Below are 24,769 nucleotides of genomic sequence, written 5' to 3'. Positions count from 1 at the left end.
GATGGCGAAGCCTACAAACTCCTGGGTTTCGACGGGTTTGACGGAGGGTTTGCGGCCCGATCAATCCTTCAGGGCGCGAACCGGATTTGGCGGAGTGTGGTTCGCATCCTGCTGGACGTGCTTGATCGCCTCGCCCACCAGGTAGAAGGAGCCGGTCACCACGATCAGATCCTCGCGGCTTACGGCGCGAGTGGCGATTTCCAGGGCCTCAGGAAGCGTGCGGGCCACCTGGCTCATCTTGCCGCTGCGCTCGGAGAACATTTTCTGCAAATCTTCCGGCGAGGCCGCTCGCGGCGTGGTCGTGGCGCGGGTGAAGATGACCTTGTCCGCGCCCAGGTTCACCTTGTCGAGCATCGAGGGCACGTCCTTGTCGGCGCAGCAGCCGAAAATGCAGACCATGCTGTCGTAGGGCACGTGGGCGCCGACGCACTTCATCAGGCTCTGCACGCTGGCGGGATTGTGGGCGCCATCCACCAAAATGCGCGGGCGCTCGCTGATGACTTCCATGCGTCCCGGCACCTTGACGTTGCCGAGTCCGCGGGTGACTTTATTTTCCGGGCAATCGAAACCGAGGCTCTTGAGGATGTCGACGGCCGAAAGAGCCAGTCCGCAGTTGGAACTCTGGTGCTCGCCGGGCAGCGGCACGGGAAGGTGCTCAAGGCGGCTGGTCTTGGTGTAGAGACAGACGCGAGCGTGCGGACCGAGATCCGGGTCGGAGCAGAAGCGACTCGAAAATTCGATGTCCTTGTTGACCACGCGAAGATCGGCGCCGACCTTGGCAGCGACTTCGCGGAAGGCTTTTTCAACTTCGCTGGGCGGATCGAAGACCAGGGCGGGAACGCCCTTCTTGAAGATGCCGGCCTTTTCGCGGGCGATCTGCGGCAGAGTGCTCCCCAGCAGCTTGCAGTGGTCGTAGTCGATGGTGGTGACCACACACACCTCGGGAGTGATGACATTGGTGCTGTCCAATCGCCCGCCGAGGCCGACCTCGATCACGGCGATGTCGACGGCCTCGTCGGCGAAGTGCTTCAGGCCGATCGCGGTCATCACCTCGAAGAAGGTGGGCTGGTCGGTGAGCTTCAGCGAGGCCTTGGCCACGGCGCGGATCAGGGCGGTGAAATCGTTCTTGCTGACCATGCGGCCATTGACGACCACGCGCTCGCGGACATCCACCAGGTGCGGGCTGACGAACTCGCCGACGGTGTAGCCGCACTCGCGCATGATGCTGGCGATCATCGCCACGGTGCTGCCCTTGCCCACGGTGCCCGCGACGTGCACGGTCTTGACTTGCTCCTGGGGATTGCCCAGCAGCGCGAGCAGCTTGCGCATGCGGTCCAACTTGAAGGCGTTGTCCGTGTACTGGACATTGCGCACCTTTTCGTAGTCGGCACGTTCGTGAAGCCAGCGCAGGCACAGCGGGTAGGTCGAAAGATCCGGGAGTTTGGCGCTGCGGACCTCCGGCTTGGTTTCGATTGTGGACTTGGCGGGTTTGGCGGGCTTCTTCGCGGTCGTTCGTGACATAAGGAACGATACTAGCGAAAACAAGGGTTAGAGATCAAATTGACGCATCTAATGCGTGATTTGACAGGCAGTTGCGCTAAATGGTCGCACTCGACGATCCGCGGTCCAAACGAGGGATTTTCGCGGTGTTTCCAAATCGCGATTTTTGGGTCAGCGCCATTCATGTTTTGGATAGCGCCGTTTCAGGTTGTTTCGCAATTGCGGATAAAGCGTGCGCCAAAAACCTGCCAGGTCGCCGGTCACTTGCAGGGGCCTCATGTTGGGGCCGAGGATCTCCAGCACGATCGGAGCGCGGCCACCGCCGACCGCCGGCGTGGCGTCGAGCCCGTAAAGCCATTGGATCTTCGCCGCGCCGCGCGGAGGCGATCCCGCCTCGTACTTGAGCGGCATCGAGCGGCCGCTGGGCAACTTCAGAGCAGCAGGCGCCATCTTCTCCACGAAGCGTTGATCTTCGTAGGAGAGCGCCTCCTTCACGGCCGCGAGGCATGGCCGCGACTGCAGCTCGTTGGCGCGGACCGCCCCGCTGACGATCTCCAGCTGGATGCATTCAACGTCGCGCTCGTCGTAGGCCAGTAGATTTCGCTCCGGATGCCAGAGCGACACGCAGCGGACCCGCTCGATCCACTGCGTCACTTCATCGTCCCAGAGCGGCAGCGACACGACGCCCTCACGAATCTTGGTGACCAGGATTGCGGCGGCCTGGGCAAGGTCTTTGGGCGGGCGGCTGGTCGAGCTGAGCACGATGTCGTCGAAGTCCTCCTCTTCCGCTTCCTCGACGGCCTTGAGCGTGTCGTTCCATCGGATGACTTTCTTGGTGGCAAACCGCTGTGGCATGACCTTTTCGAGCCACTCCTTCTCGATCGGAGCGATCATTGAGAGCAACTGCGCCGCGGGATCTGCGGGATTCTCCCGTGCCTCCAGCGCCAGCAAGAAGCCCGCGTGCGAGACCACCGAATCGCGATCCACCAGAGCCTTGCGCCGGCCGGAGGCGAGCACATGCGGCCGCCGCGCGTCGGGCTTCCACACGATGTGGTCCGCGTAGCCGGCCAGCAGCGACAGGGTCAGGTTCTCCAGCGAAGCGCCCAGATCGACCTCCCGCTCCAGATCCAGCGCCGATCGCGTCGCCTGCTCGAGGCGCTCGGCGGCGCGGAGCACTTCGCGCAGCGCCTCCTCCGACACTTCGATTGACCGCGGCAGCTTCCGCGCCTGCCACGCCTCCAGGACGCGTTCGCGCACCAGAATGTCACTCGGCGGATCGCCATCGTGCAATGCGTGCAGCAGAGCAGTCGCGGTCGCAGAGCGCACGATGTCGCGCTCAGTGATGATGGCGGCCCAGCGTGAGGCGCGGCGCAGACATCCGCGCTGCGCCGCCTCGGTCAGCAGACTCGCCACTCGCGGCGGCGCCGGAATGCGGCTCATGCTCCGGCCCCGCGCAGTCAGGGCGCCCGCGGCGTCGATCGCCCCGAGTGCCTGAAGGCTGTCCACCGCCCGCTTCAGGGACTCCGCCGCCGGGGCTTCGATCCAGCGGAAATCCCCATGTTTCCCCGCCAATGCCGCAGCCAGCATGACCGCCTCCGAGAGCTCGCTCCGCTGGATCTCGGGAAGGTCGAAGGCCTCGCGCCGGTCGTGGTCCGCCTCGCTCCAGAGCCGCACGCAGCAGCCCGCCCGGGTCCGCCCTGCACGGCCGGCGCGCTGGTCGGCGGCGGCGCGGCTGATGCGTTCGGGGCGCAGCACGTCGATGCCGCGCTTGGCGTCGAAGCGATGGATGCGCGCGTAACCCGCGTCCACCACGCCGCAGATCCCCGGCACGGTGATGGAGGTCTGCGCGACGTTGGTGCAGACCACGATGCGCCGGCGCTTCGACGGATCGAGCGCCGCGTCCTGCTCCTGCGGCGGCATGGAGCCGTGCAGGCGGCGCACTTCAATCTCCAACGCGCGGGCCAGCGGCTGCAGCTCGCGAAGGGTTGCGTCGATCTCGGCGGCGCCGGGCATGAAGACCAGCACGTCCCCCTGCAGGCGCTGCGCCAGTTCCACCGCCTCCTTCGCCGCGGCCGCGGGCATGTCTTTCCAGAGGGGTTCGCGCCGGTGCTCGATCGTGATCGGAAAGTTACGGCCGCTCGCGTGCACGTGCTCGGCGGTGAGCGACGCGGCCAGCGACTGCGCGTCGAGCGTGGCGCTCATCACCACGAAGGCCAGGTCGCCGCGGGTTTTCTGCAAGCTCGCCACCGCCGAGATTGCCATGTCCGCCTGCAGGGAGCGCTCGTGGAATTCATCCACGATCACCGCGCCGACGCCGCGCAACTGCGGATCGCCCAGCAGCATGCGCAGAAAGACGCCCTCGGTCACAAAGCCGATCCGCGTGTTGGCACTCCACGCCGAATCAAATCGCGTGCGAAACCCGACTGTGTCGCCCAGGTCGGTCCCCATCTCGGCTGCGACCCTCCTCGCTACAAGGCGAGCTGCAAGCCGACGCGGTTCCAACACAAGAATTGTGCCTTTGGTCCCGTGCTGCGCCAAAATCTGCGGCAGCTGTGTGGTCTTTCCGGAGCCGGTTTCCGCCGTCACGATCAGCCGACCGGTTCGCGCCAGCGCCGCGGCCAGCTGCGCGGCCATCAATCGAACCGGCAGCGCTGCCGCGTCGTCCGCGTCGCGCTTCACTTCGAAACCTGCTGTCGCTTGGGGGGCACGCGCCAACTCTAGCGGGTCATCATCCGCGTCCGCACATCGTCGAGGAACTTGGTGATCTGCCCCTGCTCCTTCGGCGTGCTGCTGCCCTGGATCTCCCCCTGCCACATGTCCAGAAATCCGTTGGCCCCGCGGTCGCTCAGGCCGCCGGCTCCGGCCCGGGCGCTCTGCCGCTCCTCGTTGCGCTTGCCCTGGTCGCGCATTTCGTCGAGCCGCTCGGAGTCGGACTTCTTGTCCTCCTTGCCGGTCACCGCCTTCTCCATGGTGCGCTGCCACTGCACGACCCACGAGTCGATGAACTCGCCGCGCTTGGAGGGCGGCAGCGACATGTAGGTTTCGGCGCCTTCGGCGAGCACGTCCTTGGCGATCGACTTGATGTTGTCGCGCAGCTGGTCGCGGGCCGGTCCGGCCAGGCCGGCCAGGAACGCCGCCATCGCAGCGCTCTCGCTGGCCTTCATGCTGCGGAATCGGTCGGCGAACTCCAACATGAAGCGGATGCGCTCGGCAAGTGGAAGCTTGGAGAAATCCTTCAGCGTGAGGTAGCTCAGTGTGTTGTCGATGGGCGTGTCGAAGATGCTCGGCGGCTTGCGGAAGCGTGTGGAGTTCCAGACCAGGGCGACGCAGATCAGAATGGCCGCGAACAAAACGCCGCCGATCTTCGCCAGCTTCCTGCGATCCTCAAGGAACATCTGCATCTTGTAAGGAAGGGCGAAGCTCATTCGGATTGCTCCGGGTCCGCGGTCGCTTCCTCTTCCTGTTGAATCGCCTCGCGCACCGACCCGTCGACGAAGAGGGCGTTGCGCGGCGAGCGCGTTCCAGGATGACGGTCCGCAGAGTCCATGAGCAGCGGATAGTACCCCGCACGCGGTCCGACCCCGCCGGGCCGCTTGTCGATGCCGGTGTAAAAGGTCTCCATGAGCTGGCCTTCCAGATCGGTCCGCGCTTTCGCCATTCCCTTCTCGGAAAGATTTTTCTGCAGGAAGAGGCTCTTGGCCACCGCCATCTGCACCTCGGGGGTGAAGCGCAGCAGTCCGGGCATGTACATGTAACTGGTGCCGGTGGCCAGGCTCTCCGAATCGAGATCGGCAGGACAGAGCCAGACCTCGCTGGTCGGATCGATGTAGCCCTTGAGCAACTGGGGCAGTCCGCTCTCGGGTCCGTGCAAACCGACCGCGGGCAACATGTTGGCAATCGGAATCCGGTCCCCGTTGGAGTGCGAGTAGGCGCGGATCGGCGTGTCCAGCTGCCGCAGGTTCGAGGTGCACACCGCGTTGCGCGATCCTGCACGCACCATGGAGAAGGCCGGAAAGGCGATGCCCATCAGCAGGCCGATGATGCCGATCACCACCAGCAGTTCGATGAGTGTGAATCCACGGCGCGCCATTCGCATGGGGCCATGGTAGGCCCTCGGTTCATTCCTTCAAATCGTCGAGCGACTCGAAGAGAGCCTCGACGAAGCGGTCGGCGTCGAAGGGTTCGACATCTTCGGGGGTTTCCCCCACGCCGACCAGCTTCACCGGAACGCCGAGCTCGTCGCGGATCTGGACCACCGAACCGCCGCGAGCCGTGCCGTCGAGTTTGGAGAGGAAGACGCCGGTGATGCCCGCTGCCTCGCCGAATGCCTTGGCCTGGGCGATGGCGCTCTGACCGGTGGTGGCGTCGAGTACCAGCAGCGTCTCATGCGGCGCACCGGGAATTCTTTTCGCCAGCACCGCGCGGATCTTCGAAAGCTGGCGCATCAGACCTTCCTGGTTGTGCAATCGCCCCGCAGTATCCACCAGCAGCACGTCCGCCTTGCGCGCGATTGCCGCCTCGGCCGCGTCGAACACAACGGACGCCGGATCGGCGTTGGGTGAGCCGCGCACCATGTCGATGTCCAGCCGCTTGGCCCACACTTCCAGCTGGGCCACGGCGCCGGCGCGGAAGGTGTCCCCCGCCGCCAGCAATACCGAGCGCCCCTCATCCTTCAACGCCCTGGCGATCTTTGCCACGCTGGTGGTCTTTCCCGATCCGTTCACGCCCACGACCAGGATCACCGTCGGCCCCGAGGCGACCCGCGCCAGCGACAGATCACTTCCGCGCAGCCGCTCCTTCAACCGGTCTTTCAAAATCGCCACGGCGTCGCTGCCGCGCTTGGCGGTGCCGCCGCGAAAGGCGCGGCGCACTTCGTCCACCACTTCGCGGGCCACGCGCACACCCATGTCCGCCGAGACCAGCGTGCTCTCGATCCGGTCGATGAGTTCCTCGTCGAGGTCGCGCCCCTTGAGCACGGTTCGAAGTCCGCCGCCCACCGAGGCCGCAGTCTTGGAGATGCCGCGGCGCAGCGCCTCCAGCGCCGAGCGAAACATCAGCGCTTGCCCCCGCGCTCTTTCCACCAGCGGTCCAGCACCGCGTTGACGAAGGCGGGGCTCTGTTCGCCGCCGAACTCGCGGGCCAGCTCCACGGCAGAGTCAATCACGGCCACCGGCGGCTCGACGCCCAGCGAGATCTCGTAGACCGCAATGCGAATGACGTTGCGGTCGACCGCGGGCTGCCGGTGGATGGGCCACTCGGGGGAGAGCGACGCGATGGCGACGTCGGAAATCTCCCGGGCCGACCACGCCGCCCGGGCAAGCTCGAGCCCCTGCTCGAGGCACGCCTTGCTTTCAGAAATCTCCGCGTCGTCGCGAAAGGCGCCGGCCAGGCTGTCGACGGCGTTGTCCGGGCTGGCGGCTCCGCCACCCAGATCCATTTCATACATCGCTTGCAATGCGCAGCGCCGCGCATTGCGACGATCTTTCGAAACGCTCATGAATGCTTCTCCGCCCGAAGTCTGTGAAGCTCGGCGTGGGTGCGCAGTGCCGCGTTCATGGCGAAAGCCCCCGCGTCGCCCTTTCGTCCGCCAGAGCGTGCCTTGGCCTGGCCCATGGTGTCCACCGTGAGCACCGCCAGGGAGACCGGCTTGCGGTGCGCCGCCGCAAGCTGCGTGAACTGTCCGAATGCCGCATCGACGATGTGCCGGTCGTGCCGCGTGTCGCCCCGGAGAACGCAGCCGATCACGACCACGCCGTCGACATCCTTGCGATGGAGCAGCTCGGCGACCAGCGGCGGCAGATCGAAGACTCCCTCGGCGCCGGCGCGGCGCAGGTCCTCGGCGCGTCCTCCCGCCTTTTGATAGGCACTCTCGGCGCCGCCCAGCAGCCGCTCGAAGATGTCGCGGTGATATTCGGCGGCGGCGATGCCGATGCGCACGCCCAGCGCGCTGGGAACTTCCGCTGATTCACTCGTGTGGCGCCGCATAGATGCGTGATGGTAGTGATCCTGAAGCACTCGCCGCAATCGGCCATTCCGTAGCATGGATGGAATGCGTCTTTCGCTGGTCCGAATCTTTGCCGCCCTGCAATTGATGCGCATTCCGCTGGCGGCGGGAGCCGCGGTGAACCTGATGTTCGCGGCGATCCTGGCCCGGCTCGATCCGGCGGCGTCCGACCTTCCCGTCTCCACCCTGCCGCTGTGGGCGGTGCTCTTCGCGGCGGCGGTGGTCGGCTCCGGCCTCTTCGGATTCGCCGCCGGCATGAACGACCTGCTCGACGCGCGCCGCGACCAGACCTTCCAGCGCAACCGCCCGCTCTCCTCGGGCCGCCTCACCACACCGCAGGCGACGCTGCTCACCTTCTGCGCGCTCTTCGCCAGCATGGTCGGCGCCAACATGTTCGGCGAGTCCAGCGTGCGCGTTGCCATCTTCACCGCCTTCGGCATCGCCATGTGGAACGCGATGGGCCGCTTCGTTCCCGCGGTCGGCCTGCTCATGCTGGGGCTGGCCCAGGCCGGCAGCTTTTTCATTCCCTGGATGGGACAGCCCTTCACCCTCCCCGCGTCGCTGATCCTGGTCCAGACCATCGCCACCGGATCGCTGCTGCACAAGGTGCTCGAGAAGCGCCCGCGACTGGACCGCTCGGCCACGATCCTGCTGGCGTTCCTCGCCGCGGCGGCGATCGCGGGACTGGCCTGGCTCTCCATCCGGCGCGGCGCCGCGGAGTGGCCCGAGGGCGACGCATGGCGGACGCTGCCGCCGATCGCGGCGATGGCCATCTTCGCCTGGCAATCCACCCGGGCCCTGGCGGCGCGGGACGCCAATGAGACCGCCGGCCTGCTGGGCCGCGCCGCCGCGATGTTCCCCCCCATGGCCGCCGCCGCCTGGATGCTGTCGATCGCCCAGACGCAGTGGTGCGTGGTTTTCACCGTGTTTGCCGCGATGTTGTGGGCTCTTTCCTGGCTGGCGCGCGAAGTCCACGAGATGATCGGCCAAGCCACCGCCTGGCGCGGTTGATCCGAACTCTTTGCCGTGCCGCTGCGCCGCCGGCCGCGGCCCGTCCGGCCGCACATCGGTAGCATCCCTTCATTCATGGTCATGCGCCTGGCCATCCTCGGATTGTTGCTCGCCGGCCAAGCGGCCGCCCAGCTGATCAACGACGTCCCGGTGACCGGCGACCGGCTCAGCGGCTTCGTGCTTCCCATTGTTCCCGTTCAGAGCGACCTCGTCATCGAGGGCACCCGCGCCTACAGCTGGAAAGTCGACGACACGCGGCGCCTGGTCGTCGAGGGAGATGTCCGCGTGACCGTGGGCGCCTATTCCTTCGCCACGCGCCAAGTCGTGGTGTGGATCAACCGGATTCCCTCCGCCGATGGCGTGATCACCCAGGCCGCGATGTTTTTCCCTCAGGTGGGCGAGCCCTCACGCCGCGCCGGACTGGGCGTGGCCGGCGACGATGTCCTGGTGACCTCGAGCTTCCGTGGCAAGACCACGCTGAAGGTTCCGCTGTTGCAGGAGCAGCCGCCTCACATGTCGTACTACGCCAAGGGCGATCAGCGCTTGAAGACTTACCTGCAGCAGCTGGCCGCAGCGCCCGCCCGGCTTCGGACTCGGACCGAGGTCGACCAACCCCCGGCGCAGGCGGGCGAGCTTCCGATGGTGGTCGGCGCCCAGCCCCCGCCTCCGCCGCTTCCGGAGCTCCCCGGCACCACGGTGGCGCTGCCGCAGCGTGGAACGCCCGCGATCTTCCAGGCCGGGGACAAGCTGATCTTCGCCGGCCGCAACACTTCGATCGACGAGCAAAGCGACACGATCCTGGTGACCGGCAACGCGCAGATCGATCTCAGCGCGAATGATCCGCGCCTGGAGACCGGACAGCTCCGTCTTTCCTCCGAACGGGCCGTGGTCTTCCTGAAGCCGGGAACCATTGCGCAGATTCGCGAGGACGCCGGCCAGCTGGATGTGAAGGCGGTGGAGGGCATTTACCTTGAAGGCGATGTCATCGCCACCGACGGCAACTACATCATGCGCGGGCAGCAGGTGTACTACGACGTCGCGCTCAACCGCGCCGTCGCCGCCCAGGCCGTGCTGCGCACTTATCTGCGGACCGGCATTCCGGTGTACGCCCGGGCCAACGAGCTGCGGCAGATCTCCGCCGACCAGTTCGAGGCCACCGATGCGAAAGTGAGCATCAGCGAGTTCTTCACGCCGCACCTCTCCGTCGGCGCCGACCGGATCACCGTGACCAAGAACCCCGGCAAGGACTCAGGCACCATGATCGAGGCCGACCATGTGGTCTTCCGGTCGGGCAACACGCCGATCTTCTACTGGCCCTACATGCGCGGCTCGGCCGACAAGATGGTGCTGCCCGAGATCATGGCGGGATACAACGAGTTCCGCGGCGTCACACTCGGCACGCGCTGGGATCTGTGGGCCCTGCTGGGATACAACCCGCTGCCCGGCATCGAGGCCAAACTGGTCAACGACATCTACACCTACAACGGCGTCGGCCTGGGGGTGAATCTGCACGACCAGCGCGGCCGTTTCAACATGTACGGCTTCTACGACTTCGAGGAGAATGAGCAGGCCTCGACCGGCGTGCAATACACCTCGGGATTGCAATACCGCGGCCTCATCGACGGCAACTACACCTTCCTGATCGACGAGCACTCGCTGGTGCAGACCTCCGTGGCCTGGGTCAGCGACGGCGCCTTCGTGAACACCTTCCGCCAGGACGACTTCACCAGCCGCCTTGAGTACGAGACGATGGCCTTCCTGAAATTGCAGTCGGGCAACAGCGCCTTCTCCCTGCTCCTCAAGAACGACCTGGATGGATACATCAGCAACAGCTGGCAGCTGGCGAGCCGGCCCTACACCGTCAACAAGCTTCCCGAAGCAGCCTATCGCCGTTACGGCGACTCGCTCTTCTCCGACCGCTTCACGTGGACGCAGGAATATTCGGCCAATGCGATGTCGATGCGTCTGCAGGATGGAACGCCCGCAACCATCGCCGTTCCAACGTTCGCACTCAACTATCCCGCCGGCGGGGTTGGAACCCCTGCGAGTCCCGTCTTCTTCGGGAACACGGATATTTCCAATGCCTACGAAAATGCGGGCTACAACGAGGACATCTATGTCCGCGCCTACACCCGGCAGGAGCTGGCCTATCCCATCGACCTCGCGCCGGTCAAGGTCACTCCCTTCGTCAACGCCACCGCCATTGGATACGCGCTGAATGACTTCAACGGCAACTACAACTACCCGAGCCAAACCAGTCAGTCCGGCGTCTTTCGCGGCCTGATCGGCACCGGCGCGCGGGCCAGCGCGGAATTTTCCCAGATGTTCGACGGCGTGCAAAACGCGGCCATGGACATCAATCGATTGCGCTATGTGGTGCAGCCCACCTCGACCGTCTGGGCCGCCTACGACACGGCGGACAAGGGCCAGTACCCGATCTTCGACCAGAATGTCGAAGGCATTTCAGCGGCGCAGGTGGCGCAAATCGGCGTCAAGCAGAGGCTGCAGACCTACCGTGGCGGGCCCGGCGCCTGGAAGAGCGTCGATTGGATCACGCTCGACCTCGGCGCCGTCGTCAACAACAGCAGCAACAACTTCGGCCGCACCAGCGCCACCGGCCTCGCCTACGCGCAGAGCCCCACACCCTCCTTCTACTCATGGCGACCCGAGCTCTCCCAATGGGGCAGCCATCTCTACGGCAGCACCTCGTGGGAAGTCTCCAGCACCTTCACCGCCTACGGCTCTGTGAAATGGATGCTGGACAATGTGCCGACCTACACCACCGGCCAATTCAGAAATCTGGCTCGCGGCTCCATTGGCATTCGAATGCAGCACACGCCCGACACGAGTTTTTTCATTGAGTATCGAACCATCAACAATTTTGTTGATCCAACGGGCGTGTACTCCAATGACGAATTGCTGCAGTTGGGCGTGAACTATCAGATCTCGAAACTCTATTTCATCTCGGTCACTCCGCAGATCGATCTCGTCGCGCGAGACCTCCGCGCCGCCTCCGCCTCGCTGACGCGAAGTTTCCCCGACTACAACCTGAGCGTCTCGGTCGGCTACGACAAGCTCACCCAGGTCACCTCGTTCGGCGTCGGCCTGTCGATCCCGGCCATCGGCGCATCCACGCCGAGCCTGGCCGGCAACACCACCACGGGCCTGAGCCAGTGAGTCTGTTCGCGGCGGTGCCGCACCCATCCTGAAAACTCATTCGGCGAAGAGCGTGCCGGCGGTCTCTTCGAGCTTCTCGCCAATGTGGGCCGCGCCCTCCACGGTGAGTCGGCGCCCCTGCCGTGTGCGCGACAGGAAGCCGCAGCGCAGCAGGTAGGGCTCGACCATGTCCTCGAGCGTTCCCGCGTCGTCGCCCAGCGTGGCCGCGAGCGCTTCAAGTCCGACCGGCCCGCCGCGGTACTGCCTTGCGAGCGTGGTCAGATATTTCCGATCGAGCTCGTCGAGCCCCATGGCATCCACGCCTTCGAGCTCAAGCGCGCCATCCACCGCGCGGTCATCCACTCGCCCGCCTGATTTCACCGCCGCCCAGTCGCGAACGCGGCGCAGCAGCCGCAGTGCCACTCGCGGCGTGCCGCGGCTGCGCCCGGCGATGCGGACCAGCGCCCCGCGCGGGGCCTTCATCGCGAGCAGATCCGCGGCGCGGACCAGAATCCGCTCCAGGTCCTCGTCGGCGTAGAAATCCAGATGGTGGGCGATGCCGAAGCGGCTGCGCAGCGCCTGCGTCAGCAGCCCCGCCCGCGTCGTCGCCCCGATCAGCGTGAAGGGCTTCAGCGGCAGGGTGATGACCCGCGCGTGCATGCCGCTGTCCACGGTGAAATCCACGCGAAATTCCTCCATCGCCGGATAGATGTACTCCTCCACGCTGGCGGGCAGTCGGTGGATCTCATCGATGAAGAGCACATCGCGCGGCTGCATGCGGGTGAGCGTGCCGACCAGGTCGCCCGCCTTGGTGAGCGCCGGCCCGCTGGTGACGTAGGCGCGCGAGCCCATCTCCGCGGCGATCACGTGGGCCAGCGTGGTCTTGCCCAGTCCCGGCGGCCCATGCAGCAGCACGTGGTCGACCGGCTCGTCGCGGGCGCGCGAGGCGTCCAGCGCGATGCGGATGCGCTCCACCAGCGCCGACTGCCCGATGTAGTCGTCCAGCGCCCGCGGCCGCAGCGTGTGCGCCTGTGGATCGAGATGGTCCTCGCCGACTTCCTCGGGGGCGACTAGGCGCTCGCGGGGCATGGACTAGAACTTCACCTGGGGAGCCGACCGCGCCGCCTCGTTGTCTTCCTTGAAGAAGTCCAGTTTGGTGAAGCCGAAGATGCCGGCGACGATGTTGGAGGGGAAAACCGCGATCGCTTCGTTGAAGGAGGCCACGGCCTGGTTGAAGCCCTGTCGTTGTCCGCCGATGCGGTTCTCAGTTTCCGCAAGCTCGCCCTGCAGCTTGATGAAGCCGCCATCCGCCTTCAGGTTTGGGTAGGCCTCGGCGACGGCCATCAACCGCCCGAGCGTTTGCGTTAGCTGTCCCTCGGCCGCCACCCGGTCAGGCAGCGTGCGCGCCTGCGTCGCGGCGGCCCGCGCCTGCATGACGGCAGAGAGCGTTTCCTTTTCGTGCGAGGCATAACCCTTGACCGTCTCCACCAGGTTGGGGATCAGGTCGTGGCGCCGGCGCAGCTCGACGTCGATGTCGGCGAAGGCGCCCTCGGCGGCAATGCGACGGCGCTGCAGGCCGTTGTAGATGCCGATCACCGAAGCGATCAGGATGACGCCGCCAATCACACAGGCCAGAACGATGGGAACAAGCATGTGAAATTCTCCTGGGGTTGACCGGCTCAGCGCGCCGGCCTCGCATGCAATTCAAGATCGGCTCGAGGGGAAAGATACCCGTTCCTTCCGTCGGCGAACAGTTCCGCGCCTCGCGTCCAATCGAAAATCAATTCCAGCTGAGTCCCTTGGGCCACTTGGCCGCGCCCTGCGCCTCGGCCGCCGCCACCACCCCCTCCAGCTTGGCGATCTCCCCCGCCACCAGCTGCGCCCGCTCCCACGGATTGCCGCAGGCCAGCAGTTGGTAGCGCGTCCCTTCGTCGCGCAGGATCGCCGCCCCGACCAGCTCGATCACCGCGTGCGTGGGCATGTCCGCACGGTCCGCCCACTGGGCGACGGTCTTCACGCTCGCCAGCTTCTGCAACAACGGCCGGTGCAGAAGCTCCTGCAGGACCTTTCGCGCCGCCTTCATCTTGGGCGGCGTCTGGTTGGGAGGGTCGATCGGCTGCAGCAGAGCCGTGCGGTAGGCCCGCAGCGCGCCCGGCTCCTGGATCTCCTTGATGCGCGCCCGGCAGACGCCGTGCAACACAATGTTGTGCCGGCCATCCTTGAGCCTCTCGTGTTGCACGATCTGGCCCACGCACACCGCGGGTCGCAGCTTGGGCGAGGCACCGACCGCGTCGAAGGCTTGGCCGCCGATGGTCGCCATGGCGATGGGACCCGCGGTCAGCAGATTGCCGGGGCGCATCTGGCGCAGCGCGTCCTCCACCATCTGCCGGTAGCGCGGCTCAAAGATGTGCAACCCCTGGACCGCGTGCGGCAGAAGCGAGACGCACGCCAGCGGAAAGAGCGGGATGGGCCGATTGAAATCAACCACGATGGAGTCGCGCATGACGGGTCAATGCTAGGGGCCGCGCCCCGCCGCGTCACCTTTCCACGAAGGAGAGCAGTTCATGCCGCTTGACCGCCGTCCGCGCCCGGTGCTGCCGCGCGTAGCGGAAGAGCGTGAGCAATTCCTCGCTGTCCACGCTGCCGACCGAGGTGGTGCCCAGCAGGTCGTCGTTGCGGGCGGGCACGCGGCCATCCGAAAGCACCGTGAGGGCCGATCGATCTTGGTGGCTGCTGCCGTAGATCCAACCTTCCGCTGAGATCGGCGCGTCCGGGATGGGGTCGCCCCACGGGTCGACCTGCGGCGGCGAGTCGACGCAATAGCCCCCGGCCCGGTTCCGCCAGCGCTCGCCGAATTCGGCGATGCGGTCCACCATGTCGCGCAAGCGCTCGATGCGCGGCAGCACCCAGGGGCGGGCGATCCATTCGGCGGCGCCCGGCTCGCGGCGCCGGCCGCGGATCACGCGCTCGATCGCCTCCTGCACAAAGTCAAACCGGTCGTAGCCCATCATGCGCGAGTATTCCTCGGAGTTCGTCGCATGCAGGTCGACGGTAACCACATCGGGATCGATCTCCGCCAGCTTCTCCAGGGCGTCGGGCGAGAGCAGCTCGCTGCGCACCGCAAGGGAGAGCGCGCCCGCCCTGCGGATCTGCGCCGCGAACGCGGCAACGTCGGGGTGCACCAGTGGATCGCCGGCGCCGGCCAGGGTCACGACCACATCGCGGGTCTCGGAAATCCGCGAGAGGATCCGGTCCATCCGCTTGGGCGTCATCGTGGGTCGCTGCAACGTGCCGAATCGGTGCGGACTGGCCAGACCGCAGCCGCGGCGCCCGGTGTTGAGCTCGATGGTGAGCAGCTGGGGTACGAAGGTCGGCGGCGCGCCCGCGTGGCGGTCCAGTGCCTCGAACTGCGCCAGCGCGGAGAGTTCGGAACCGTGCAGCAAGGGCTCCAGCGCCCGCCGGATGCGCTGGATCGATCGTGGCGTGTCCATGATCAGGCGCTCGGCCACGCTCGCGGCGTATTGCGGGACGGCCACGATCGGACCGAGCTTCGCCGCGCCGCCGGCCTCCAGCTCGTCGGCGACCTCCTCGATCCACTGGCCGATGGAAACCGCGGACCCTCCGGCCAGCAGCCGCACGCTTTCGATCGGCAGCAGGCATGATCCGACGCCGACCGCCGCAAGCGAACAGACGAATTTCAACGGCTCGGCCGCCTCGCGCCAGCGCTGCACGAGACCACGCACCCCCCAGGACTCCTGCACGGCGATCAGCGGCCAATCGGCGCCGCAGATCAGCGCGGCGTTGGCGTGAACCTCCTCGCAGGCTTGCAGCGCCGCCTTGGCGGAATACGCCTCGTCGTAGACGGAGAGATTCGCGATTCCGCCGCGGCAGCAGGAGTCGCTCCACGCCCGCGCCAGGCGGATGTCCCCGTGGCCCGAACCGAAGGCGGAGCCGGGCACGCGCAGCAGGTGGAGATGCGAGTTGGGTTCAAGTCCTTCCAGGGCCGCGCGGTGATCCCAGTTCTCCGGCGCCACCAGGCAGACATGCTCGATCTCCTCGCTCTGCAGAAGCCGGTCGATCGTTCGGCGCAGCACCGATCGGCCGCCGAACTCCAGCTCCAGCGAGCGCTCCACGCCCGTGCCTCCGCGCGCCGGATCGATCGCCAGCACCGCGGCCACGCGCGGCGCCTCGCGGATGACCACCACCGTCTTCGCCGCCGACGCCTTCGAACGGGTCCGCTGCGCCCATCGCATCTTGGGATTTCGGTTCGTCGCGAGACGGGCCATGCACTCCGACAGCGCTTCCTCCTGGACGTTGCGCTTGGCCACTCCCCCTTCGGTCGCGTCGATCACCTGCAAACCCTGGGTCAGGTCCTGGGCGAAGGCCGCCTCGAGCAGTTGCAACTCGCGCTGCAGCTCGCGGTTGGTGAGCACGCTCTGCCCGCTCCGCGCGGGCTCGGCCCGCAGGTCGCGCGAGTGACCGGCGATCCAATGGGCGTGCCACCAGTCCCAGCTTCGCACCGGAGAAATCTGCGCGCTCCACTCCAGGTCGAGCTCGTTGCCCTTGGCGTGGGCGACGCCGTCGATGAAGGCCAGGTCGAATCCGACCAGCACCACCGGGTCGCAGCCCAGATGCCGCAACAACAGGTGTCCCAGCAGCGAGTCGACCAAGCCCGCCGGCGCGGGCAGGCCGATGCCGCCGCAATCCGCGCCGGCCTGCTCGACGGCGCAGACGCAATTGGCGTTCATGGAGTGCAGCCATTGCCGGATCGCCTCGCCCAGGGGCGCGGTCGCGGCGACCAATTGCGGCTTCAGCTCCATCGCGCGCAGCGATCCCGCGGCGGCGGCGGTCGCCACCAGAACGAAGCGGTCGAAGAAATCGCGGTCGGCCAGCACCTCGCCATTGCGGGAGAGGCTGGGACCTCCTGAGACCAACACGCCCGGCTGCCCCTTCATGCGGTCGGCCCAGGCACCGGTCATGGCATCGCCGCGCAGGGCCTCGGACACCGCCCGGCACAGTTGCAGGCTCTCTTGATTCGATGCGTCCGTCACGGCCCCAGCGTATCGCTTTCCATCGCGCCCGCCCTCTATCGAACGCGACTTTTGCGTCCCCGATCCCCATTGTGCCGATGTTCCTGAACGATGCGCAGCCTCGTTCGAATCCTTTCCCTCAGTCTGGCCCTGGCCCTGGTGGCCGGCGGCGGCTGGCTTGCCATCTCCATCATGCGCACGGTGCAGTTGCAGCGCGAGGTGGCCCGGCTCGAAGTCGAGATCGAGCATCAGAAGGCGCTGCGGCAGGAAATGTCGGAGCGGCTGGGCAAGACCCGCCGGATCGGTCGCGTCGAGATCCGCTCGCAACAACTCGCCAACGATCCCGCCAAGACGCCGCTCTCCGCCAAGGCCGCCGCCGCGTTGGACCCGAACACGCTGACTACCACCTTGAACTGGATCGAGATGGATGAGCATGGCCGCGAGGTCGGCCGGCGCTCCTACACGATTCCCGGCACAACCCTCTTCGTCGACGCGTGGACGGTGCGATTCCCGCAGGAGTCCGTGGTCGCCGACGATTTTCTGCGCGGCCGCTCGCTGGTGCTGCTGCGCCGCATCTACTCCGACGCCATGAAGCCCAAGGATGGTTTTCCCATCGACACGCCGGGAAGCGTGCCCGATGGCTACGCGGCGGGCGAGCCGCAGCGCTTCGAGCAGTCGGTCTGGAAGGGATTCTGGCGGCTGGCCAGCAATCCGGAGGCCGCCGCGCGCGAGGGGATCCGCGTGGCACAGGGAGAGGCGGTCTACAAGCCCGTCTCCGCGGGCCAGGTTTACGAACTGCAGATCGAGAACGCGGGTGGCCTGACGCTGACTCCGCTGGGCGGCGGCGAAATCGCACAGTCCCCCCGTCGCAACTAAATTTCCCATTCGCCGCGCCTCGCATCCGCCGCTTCGGGCTCGTACAGTGGCCGCGTGAGCATGATCGCCGACCTTCGATCCGACACCGTGACTCGCCCCAGCGAGGCCATGTGGCAGGCAATGCGCGCTGCGCCGCTGGGCGACGACGTGCTCGGCGACGAACCGACGGTCCAGAAACTCGAGGAGCGGATCGCGCATCTGCTGGGCAAAGAGGCCGCGCTCTTCACGCCCAGCGGCACCATGGCCAACCAGCTCGCCATCAAGTCGCAGTGCGAGAGCGGCGATGAGATCGTCGCCCACCACGACAGCCACATCATTCACTACGAGACCGGAGCCCCCGCCGCGCTTTCCGGCTGCATGATTAATCCGCTGGAGGGTGAAGGCGGCATCTTCACCGCCGACGATGTTGCCGCCGCGCACCGCCCGGCGAACATCCACGCGCCGCGGCCGCGCCTGCTGGTGGTGGAGAACACGCACAACCGTGGCGGCGGGACCGTCTGGACCCTCCAGGCCTTCAAGTGCGTCGCAACCAAGGCTCGCGACATTGGCCTGCTCATCCACGTTGATGGCGCGAGGCTCTGGAACGCCTGCGTCGCCGGCGGATATGAGCCCGGCGCCTTCGCCGAGCATGCCGACTCGATCAGCGTCTGCTTCTCGAAGGGACTCGGCTGCCCCGCGGGCTCAGCGTTGTGCGGAACCCGAAAGATGATCGAGCGCGCCCGCCGCTTCCGCAAGATGTTCGGCGGCGGCATGCGCCAGAGCGGCCTGCTTGCCGGCGCCGCCCTCTTCGCGCTGGACCACAACATCAAGCGGCTCGCCGAGGACCATCGACATGCAAAGCAACTCGCCGAAGGCGTGGGCCGCGTCTCCGGCCTGCGTCCCCACGCGGCACCCGATTCCATCCCTTCCAACATGGTCTTTGTGAACGTCGACCCTTCCCTGGGCAGCGCGGCGCAATTCACCGCGGCCCTGGAAAAGCGCGGCGTCCGCACGCTGCCCCTGGATCCCGCGCGGCTTCGCGCCGTCACCCACCTCGATGTCACTTCGGCGCACATCACCCATGCCATTGCCCAGTTCGGTGAGGTCGCCCGCGAGCTGGCCGGTTCCTCCCGGCGCGGCTGAGCGGAGTCGACCGAGCGGCTACATTTGCCGCCATGCTCACCGATCCACGCATCCGCCGTCTGGCCGACCTCCTGATCAACCACTCCGTCAAGCTGGCCAAGGGCGAGCATGTGCTGATCGAAACCTTCGACTGCCCCGACGAAATCGCGGTCGCCCTGTGCGAGGCCGCCCGCGCCGCCAAGGGCCACCCTCACGTGGAGACGCGTCGCAACCGAGTCATGCGCGAACTGAATCAGGGGGGCGAGGATGGCCTCCGCGTCTGGGGCGAGTTCGACTTTGATCGCATGAAGCGCATGCAGTGCTACATCGGCGTGCGCGGCGCCGACAACGCCAGCGAGATGCGCGGCATCGCCGATACGCAGATGAAGTCCCTGGGCCGCCTCTACCAGAAGCCCGTCCACTTCGAACGCCGCATCAACCACACGCGCTGGTGCGTGCTGCGATGGCCCTCGCCCAGCATGGCGCAGCTGGCCCAGACCAGCACGCAGGACTTCGAGGATTTCTACTTCCGCGTCTGCACGCTGGACTACGCCGCGATGGACAAGGCCGCCAAGCCGCTGGCCGCCCGCATGGAGCGGACCGACAAGGTGCACATCAAGGGCCCCGGCGCCACCGACCTGCGCTTCAGCATCAAGGGCATCGGCGTGGTCCCCTGCTGCGGCGACCGCAACATTCCCGACGGCGAAGTCTTCACGGCGCCGGTGCGCGACAGCGTCGAGGGCGTGCTGCAGTACAACACGCCCACGCTGCACAACGGCAACAGTTTCGAAAGCATCCGCCTGGAGTTCTCCAAGGGGAAAATCGTGAAAACCGACTGTGCCTCCGGCGACAAGGCCTTGCTGGAGAGCATCTTCAACACCGACGAGGGGGCCCGCTATGTCGGAGAGTTCGCCATCGGCTTCCACCCGCACATCCGCGACGCCATGAAGGACATCCTCTTCGACGAGAAGATCGCCGGCAGCTTCCATTTCACGCCGGGCCGCTGCTACGAGGAGACCGACAACGGCAACAAGAGCGACATCCACTGGGACCTGGTCTGCATCCAGCGTCCCGAGTACGGCGGCGGCACCATCTCCTTCGACGGCGAGGTGATCCGAAAGGACGGCATCTTCGTCGTGAAGGATCTCGAGGGACTCAACCCCGACAAGCTGGCGTGACGAGCCGAATCATTCCGGCGGATAGGTCGGCGGCTTCGGCGTGTCGGCCGGCGGAGTTCCCGGCGGTTCCTTTGGATCCTTCGGCTTCTTCGGCGGCGGCTCCGCCTTGGTGCCCTGATCGATGGTCTGCTCGATGCTCTCGTTGTAGTCGGCGACCTTGGCCTTGAGATTCTCCGCGCTGTCCATCGCCTTGCCGTAGGTGCTCTCGCGATTTCCCGCGGCCTTGGGCACAACCACGGGCTTGGAATCCGGCGTCTTGCCGCAGGACGCAAGGCACGCCAACGATCCGATGCTCAGCGCTGCGGCCACGGTCCGCCAATGCGCACGGGCGTGTTGAAGTCGATCGACGGACATCGCGGCCTCCTTCGGTTTCATCCGCCGCCCTTGGGCGGTGTCGCACCACCCGCTGGAGTGGCCGGTGCCGTTGCCGGCGGCACGGCGGGCAAGGTGGTCCTGGGAGCGGGCGGCGCCATGTCGGTGTCGAGCAGCTCCACGTCGAAAATCACCGCCGCCCTGGGCGGAATCATCGGCGGGCGTCCTGTGTCGCCCCATGCCAGGTTGTAGGGAATGATCAACTTGCGCTTCTCGCCGACCTTCATGGCCATCACGCCCTGCGTCCAGCCCTTGATCAGGCGGTCCAGGCGAGACTCCAGCGGTTTGCCGCGGTCGACGCTGCTGTCGAACTTGACTCCGTTGACGAGATAGCCGGTGTAGTTCACCTTCACCATCGAGTCGGGGCCCTTGGGTGATGCTCCCGTGCCTTCCTTGAGCACGATCCATTGAACTCCGCCGAACTCACCCTGCATCGGAAGGTCGGTCGCCTCTCCCGGCAACTGCGACGCCACCTGATCGGAGACGATCGATCCGTCGATCGCGTTCACGCTGACCAGATGACTCTTGCCGCCGGCGAAGACCGAGACCTTCCAAGTCGGCGGATCCCCCATCAGGTCGCCCTCCACGTTGCCCACTTTGCCGGGCACCGCCACGAGGGCTTTCTCCACCGCAGCCAGGGCCTCAAGCTTGGCCACGCGGAGCTCGCCGCTCTTGGCGTCGATCAGCACGCGCGAGGGCAGCCCGTTCTGCATGCAGATCAACTCGTAGTCCACCTTGTCCTTGTTCTTCAGGATCCGCATCGTCATGACCTTGCCGCCGGTGGCCTCGGCGGCGGCCTTCATGGCGGCGCCGGCATCCATCTTGAAGGTTGCCAGCTCCACTTCAAGCGTCTTGGGATCGGGCGGAAGTTGCGAATAGTCCACGTCGCCCGGAGGCGGAGCGGCCCCCTGGGCGAGGGCCGTCGACATGAGCGACGACGCGCAAAACGCGGCGAGCATTCCAATGAAACGATGAGGGCGAGCTTGCATGCAATTCTCCTGTGAAGCGGACCAAAGCCGCGCGGCGATGCTAATCCAAGAAGCGCGGATTCGCAGTCGCCCGCTGACCGCCTAGACCTCTCCTTGTTCGATGGCTTTCACCTTGTTCAGCCTACGCAGGTGGCGGGCTTCGCCGCTGAATTTTGCCGCCAGATAGCCGCGAACCATGTCCTCGGCCAGCGACGCCCCCACGATCCTGCCTCCCAGCACCAGCACGTTCATGTCGTCGTGCTCCACGCCCTGGTGCGCCGAGTAGTAGTCCTCGCAGTTACCGGCGCGGATGCCCTTGAACTTGTTGGCCGCGATGCTGGCCCCGACGCCGGAGCCGCACAGCAGGATGCCGCGATCGGCCTGCCCCGCCCGAAGGACCTTGCAGAGAGCGGCGGCAAAATCGGGGTAGTCATCCTCGGCGTCGTAGGTGTGGGCGCCGACGTCGTTGACCTTGTGCCCGAGCGACGCCACCAGCTTCTTCAGCGACTCCTTCAATTCAAAGCCGGCATGGTCCGAGGCCATCACGATGTTCATCGCGCCGCCCCCGTCTTGTTCCTGGCGATGGTCGCCCGCACCACGGCGGCGACGGGCTCGGGCTCGAAGCCGAATTTCTTCAGGAGCTGCTTGAATGGCGCGCTGGCGCCGAAGGTGTGCATGCCGACGATCGCGCCGTCCAATCCGACCCACCGTTCCCATCCCAGCGGATTGGACATCTCAACGGCAATGCGAGTCCGCATCGCAGGCGGGAGCACCGAGTCTCGGTAGGCCTGGTCCTGCTTCTGGAACAATTGCCAGCAGGGCATGCTCACCACGCGAGTGGCAATGCCTTCCTTGGCCAGAAGTTCCTGGGTTTGCAGGCAGAGGTTCACTTCGCTTCCGGTGCCGATCAGGATCGCCTGGGCGGCGCCGCCCTTGGCGTCGCTGAGCACATAGGCGCCCTTGGCGCAGCCGTCGGCCTTGGCGTAAAGGCTTCGATCGATCGTGGGAAGATCCTGCCGGGTCAGCGCCAGCACGCTGGTGGCATGCGTGTGCGTCATGGCGGCTCTCCAGCATTCCGCGGTTTCATTGGCATCCGCAGGACGGAACACCAAAAGCCCCGGCACGGCGCGAAGCCCGGGCAGTTGCTCGATCGGCTGATGGGTCGGGCCATCCTCGCCCACGCCGATCGAATCGTGCGTGAAGACGTAGATCACGGGCAGATCCATAAAGGCGCTCAGGCGCATCGAGCCGCGCATGTAATCGCTGAAGATCATGAATCCGCTTCCGTAGGGGCGCAGTCCGCTCAGCGCGAGACCGTTGCAGAGGGCGCCCATTGCGTGCTCGCGGATGCCGAAGTGAAGATTGCGTCCGCCGTAGCTTCCCGCCTGAAAACTCGCGGCGCCGTCGATGGCCGTTTTGGTGCTGGGGGTCAGGTCGGCGGAGCCGCCGATCATCCAGGGAACTTTCTTCGCGATCGCGTTGAGCACTTTCCCGCCGGAGACGCGGCTGGCCATGCCCTTGGCGTCCGCAGGGAACACCGGGATCTCCGAATCCCATCCCTGGGGCAGCTCGCGGCTCCACATCTGCTGGAGCTGCTTCGCCAGGTCGGGAAATTGCTTGGCGTAATTCGCGAACAAAGTTTTCCACGCCGCATTCGCCTCGCGGCCATGCTTGCCCACGCCCTCGGCGAAGCGCTGCATCACGCCATCGGGCACCAGGAATTTGGCGTCCTCGGGCCAGCCGTAGAGCTTCTTCGTCTTGCGGATCACTTCCTCGCCCAGTGGCTCCCCGTGGGCGGTGCAGGTGTCCTGCCGCGCCGATCCGAATCCGATGTGGCTGTCCACCACGATAAGTGTCGGCCGGCCCTTCGTCTGCGCCGCGACCGCAAGCGTCCGGACCACCGTGTCCAGATCGTTGGCGTCCCCGACGCGCAGCACGTTCCAGCCGTAGCCCAGGAAACGGGTGGAGGGATCGTCGCTGTAGGCGAGGTCGGTCGCCCCCTCGATCGTGATGCGGTTGTTGTCATAGATCCAGACGAGGTTGTCCAACTGCAGATGGCCCGCAATGCTCGCCGCCTCGCCGCTGATCCCCTCCATCATGCAGCCATCGCCGCAGATCGCGTAGGTGCGGAAATTGAATAGCTCGTAGCCGGGACGGTTGAAGGTCGCGGCCAGCCACTTCGAGGCCATTGCCATGCCCACCGAATTTCCCAGGCCCTGCCCCAGCGGACCGGTCGTGGTTTCAAGCCCACTGGTCCAGCCGTGCTCCGGATGACCCGGACAGAGGCTGTCCAGCTGGCGGAACGCCTTGATCGACTCGAGCGGAACCGCCGGCTTGCCCGTGGGTTTGCCGTTCTTGCCCACTTCCTGGGTGCGCGACAGATGCAGCAGGCTGTAGAGCAGCATGCACGCGTGGCCGTTGCTCAAAACGAAGCGGTCGCGGTTGGGCCAAAGCGGATCGGCCGGGTCGAACTTCAAATCGTTCTGCCAGAGGGCGTAGGCCACCGGCGCCAGCGCCATCGGCGTGCCCGGGTGGCCGCTGTTGGCGGCCTGCACCGCGTCCATTGAGAGTGTCCGAATGGTATTGATGGCGAGCACGTCCTCCACGGGCACATTCCCGGGAGTGCCGGCATAGGGCGTTGCGGGCGTGGACGCTGAGACGGTCGCGGTGGTCATTCGATGTTTCCTTGCAAGGGGGCGGAACTTCAGGGTACCGACGAACCGCAAGAATGTCCGATCGAATGAAGTCGAACTGGATAGGATTTCCCCAGGAGACCCCGCCATGAATCCAAAGAGCACCTTCCGTTTTCCGCGAACCATCGTTGCACCGATTGCCGCCGCCATGGTGTTGACCGCCGCGCTCGCGGCGGCTCAAAACACTCCGCCCACGCAACCTGCGACGCCCCAGACCAAACCCGCGCCGGCTCCGGCGACGCCGGCGGGAGCGCAGCCACCTGCGTCCGCCCAGCCCGGCATCCGCAGCGTCCAGGGGGCGCAAGCGTCTCCGCAGGTTCGGCCCTCCGGACGGCCCGCGCCGATGCCTCCGCAGCAATCGGTTCCGGTCCCCGCCGGCGGCGATCCCCGCAACACCGACCGATCCATTCCCACCAGCCAGTTGCAACAGGATCCGAATGGAAATGAAAATACCTGGAGCACTCCCGGCACGGCGCTGCCGAACCAGAGCTCGATTCCACGGGGCGCCGGCTACAACAATCCCGGCGGCATGGTCAATCCCGACGCCCTGCAAAGCGAGGCCATGAACCATGTTCACTACCACTACCACTATGAGAATGGCGGCGGATTCGTGGGCAATGTGCAGCCGGGCTACGCCCAAGCGCAATATGTGAATCCCGACGACATGAACCAGGCCGTCAATCCGATGAATGTCCGAACTTCCACTCCAGGCGGAGGTGTGGACGGTGCCGGCGGCGGAGGCATGTATGTCAACAACACGAACGCCCGCGTCGGCAACAATGGGGCCGGGGTCCCGGTGACCTGGAATCCCTTCATGGGCGACGGCTCGGGCATGCTGACCTACGGTGCCGGCTCGGTCGAAGGCTTCAACGACTGAAGT

Annotated in this window: 21 protein-coding genes; 6 read left to right on the top strand and 15 right to left on the bottom strand. The window is 66.2% G+C overall.

Features of this window, described 5'->3' with window-relative positions; all coding sequences use genetic code 11:
• Positions 1-60 precede the first annotated feature (60 nt).
• From K8R92_05235 to ribH, 7 genes are all read right to left on the bottom strand, one after another.
• Entirely contained in the window at positions 61-1,521 is a 1,461-nt protein-coding gene (locus K8R92_05235) for a bifunctional folylpolyglutamate synthase/dihydrofolate synthase (GenBank protein MCE9619291.1), read from the bottom strand.
• Between the two features lie 150 nt (positions 1,522-1,671).
• Complete coding sequence (gene hrpB / locus K8R92_05230) at positions 1,672-4,179, bottom strand: ATP-dependent helicase HrpB (protein MCE9619290.1); 2,508 nt, start codon at positions 4,177-4,179, stop codon at positions 1,672-1,674.
• Positions 4,180-4,217: 38 nt separating this feature from the next.
• On the bottom strand, positions 4,218-4,925 hold the full coding sequence (locus K8R92_05225; protein MCE9619289.1) for a hypothetical protein: 708 nt from the start codon (positions 4,923-4,925) through the stop codon (positions 4,218-4,220).
• Positions 4,922-5,596 (bottom strand): type II secretion system GspH family protein, encoded by a 675-nt coding sequence (locus K8R92_05220; GenBank protein ID MCE9619288.1) that lies wholly within the window; start codon positions 5,594-5,596, stop codon positions 4,922-4,924. Before K8R92_05220 ends, K8R92_05225 begins: the two co-directional genes overlap by 4 nt.
• 22 nt (positions 5,597-5,618) lie before the next feature.
• Positions 5,619-6,554, bottom strand: coding sequence for a signal recognition particle-docking protein FtsY (ftsY, locus tag K8R92_05215; GenBank protein ID MCE9619287.1), 936 nt, complete (start codon positions 6,552-6,554; stop codon positions 5,619-5,621).
• The gene (nusB, locus tag K8R92_05210; GenBank protein MCE9619286.1) at positions 6,554-6,997 is read right to left on the bottom strand and encodes a transcription antitermination factor NusB; all 444 of its coding nucleotides are present in this window, start codon (positions 6,995-6,997) and stop codon (positions 6,554-6,556) included. Before nusB ends, ftsY begins: the two co-directional genes overlap by 1 nt.
• Positions 6,994-7,485 carry a 6,7-dimethyl-8-ribityllumazine synthase gene (ribH, locus tag K8R92_05205; protein MCE9619285.1) on the bottom strand — a complete coding sequence of 164 codons (492 nt, stop codon included), beginning with the start codon at positions 7,483-7,485 and terminating at the stop codon, positions 6,994-6,996. The genes nusB and ribH overlap by 4 nt, the downstream gene beginning before the upstream one ends.
• A gap of 64 nt (positions 7,486-7,549) precedes the next feature.
• Here ribH and K8R92_05200 point away from each other — a divergent pair, with 64 nt between their 5' ends.
• On the top strand, positions 7,550-8,515 hold the full coding sequence (locus tag K8R92_05200; GenBank protein ID MCE9619284.1) for a hypothetical protein: 966 nt from the start codon (positions 7,550-7,552) through the stop codon (positions 8,513-8,515).
• A 75-nt stretch (positions 8,516-8,590) separates the two neighbouring features.
• Positions 8,591-11,692: a hypothetical protein gene (locus K8R92_05195; protein MCE9619283.1), complete on the top strand. Its 3,102-nt coding sequence runs from the start codon at positions 8,591-8,593 to the stop codon at positions 11,690-11,692.
• Positions 11,693-11,728: 36 nt separating this feature from the next.
• On the opposite strand, the gene ruvB is transcribed toward K8R92_05195, so the two are convergent.
• From ruvB to K8R92_05175, 4 genes are all read right to left on the bottom strand, one after another.
• Positions 11,729-12,760: a Holliday junction branch migration DNA helicase RuvB gene (ruvB, locus tag K8R92_05190; GenBank protein ID MCE9619282.1), complete on the bottom strand. Its 1,032-nt coding sequence runs from the start codon at positions 12,758-12,760 to the stop codon at positions 11,729-11,731.
• A 3-nt stretch (positions 12,761-12,763) separates the two neighbouring features.
• Complete coding sequence (locus K8R92_05185) at positions 12,764-13,324, bottom strand: LemA family protein (GenBank protein MCE9619281.1); 561 nt, start codon at positions 13,322-13,324, stop codon at positions 12,764-12,766.
• 127 nt (positions 13,325-13,451) lie between these two features.
• The gene (locus tag K8R92_05180) at positions 13,452-14,174 is read right to left on the bottom strand and encodes an LON peptidase substrate-binding domain-containing protein (GenBank protein ID MCE9619280.1); all 723 of its coding nucleotides are present in this window, start codon (positions 14,172-14,174) and stop codon (positions 13,452-13,454) included.
• A 34-nt stretch (positions 14,175-14,208) separates the two neighbouring features.
• A complete protein-coding gene (locus K8R92_05175; protein ID MCE9619279.1) occupies positions 14,209-16,722 on the bottom strand; it encodes a radical SAM protein in 2,514 nt (837 codons plus the stop codon).
• A 90-nt stretch (positions 16,723-16,812) separates the two neighbouring features.
• On the opposite strand from K8R92_05175, the gene K8R92_05170 reads away from it, so the two are divergent.
• From K8R92_05170 to K8R92_05160, 3 genes are read left to right on the top strand one after another with little or no spacing between them, the layout of a single operon-like run.
• A complete protein-coding gene (locus K8R92_05170) occupies positions 16,813-17,577 on the top strand; it encodes a hypothetical protein (GenBank protein ID MCE9619278.1) in 765 nt (254 codons plus the stop codon).
• A 60-nt stretch (positions 17,578-17,637) separates the two neighbouring features.
• A complete protein-coding gene (locus tag K8R92_05165) occupies positions 17,638-18,699 on the top strand; it encodes a PLP-dependent transferase (protein MCE9619277.1) in 1,062 nt (353 codons plus the stop codon).
• 32 nt (positions 18,700-18,731) lie between these two features.
• Positions 18,732-19,856 carry an aminopeptidase gene (locus K8R92_05160; GenBank protein MCE9619276.1) on the top strand — a complete coding sequence of 375 codons (1,125 nt, stop codon included), beginning with the start codon at positions 18,732-18,734 and terminating at the stop codon, positions 19,854-19,856.
• Positions 19,857-19,865: 9 nt separating this feature from the next.
• Here K8R92_05160 and K8R92_05155 read toward each other — a convergent pair whose 3' ends face one another.
• The 4 genes from K8R92_05155 to tkt all read right to left on the bottom strand — a co-directional run bounded on the left by K8R92_05155 (position 19,866) and on the right by tkt (position 23,871).
• Positions 19,866-20,210 carry a hypothetical protein gene (locus tag K8R92_05155; protein ID MCE9619275.1) on the bottom strand — a complete coding sequence of 115 codons (345 nt, stop codon included), beginning with the start codon at positions 20,208-20,210 and terminating at the stop codon, positions 19,866-19,868.
• 17 nt (positions 20,211-20,227) lie between these two features.
• Positions 20,228-21,217 (bottom strand): FKBP-type peptidyl-prolyl cis-trans isomerase, encoded by a 990-nt coding sequence (locus K8R92_05150; protein MCE9619274.1) that lies wholly within the window; start codon positions 21,215-21,217, stop codon positions 20,228-20,230.
• An 81-nt stretch (positions 21,218-21,298) separates the two neighbouring features.
• Positions 21,299-21,751: a ribose 5-phosphate isomerase B gene (gene rpiB / locus K8R92_05145; protein MCE9619273.1), complete on the bottom strand. Its 453-nt coding sequence runs from the start codon at positions 21,749-21,751 to the stop codon at positions 21,299-21,301.
• On the bottom strand, positions 21,748-23,871 hold the full coding sequence (gene tkt / locus K8R92_05140) for a transketolase (protein ID MCE9619272.1): 2,124 nt from the start codon (positions 23,869-23,871) through the stop codon (positions 21,748-21,750). Before tkt ends, rpiB begins: the two co-directional genes overlap by 4 nt.
• A gap of 106 nt (positions 23,872-23,977) precedes the next feature.
• Between tkt and K8R92_05135 the strand changes: the two genes are divergently transcribed.
• Complete coding sequence (locus tag K8R92_05135; protein MCE9619271.1) at positions 23,978-24,766, top strand: hypothetical protein; 789 nt, start codon at positions 23,978-23,980, stop codon at positions 24,764-24,766.
• Positions 24,767-24,769: the final 3 nt, after the last annotated feature.

This window comes from Planctomycetota bacterium (assembly GCA_021414025.1).
Taxonomy (GTDB): Bacteria; Planctomycetota; Phycisphaerae; order Phycisphaerales; family SM1A02; genus SYAC01.
Note: the sequence above shows the minus strand (reverse complement) of the source record. Positions and strands in the feature narration are given on the sequence as shown.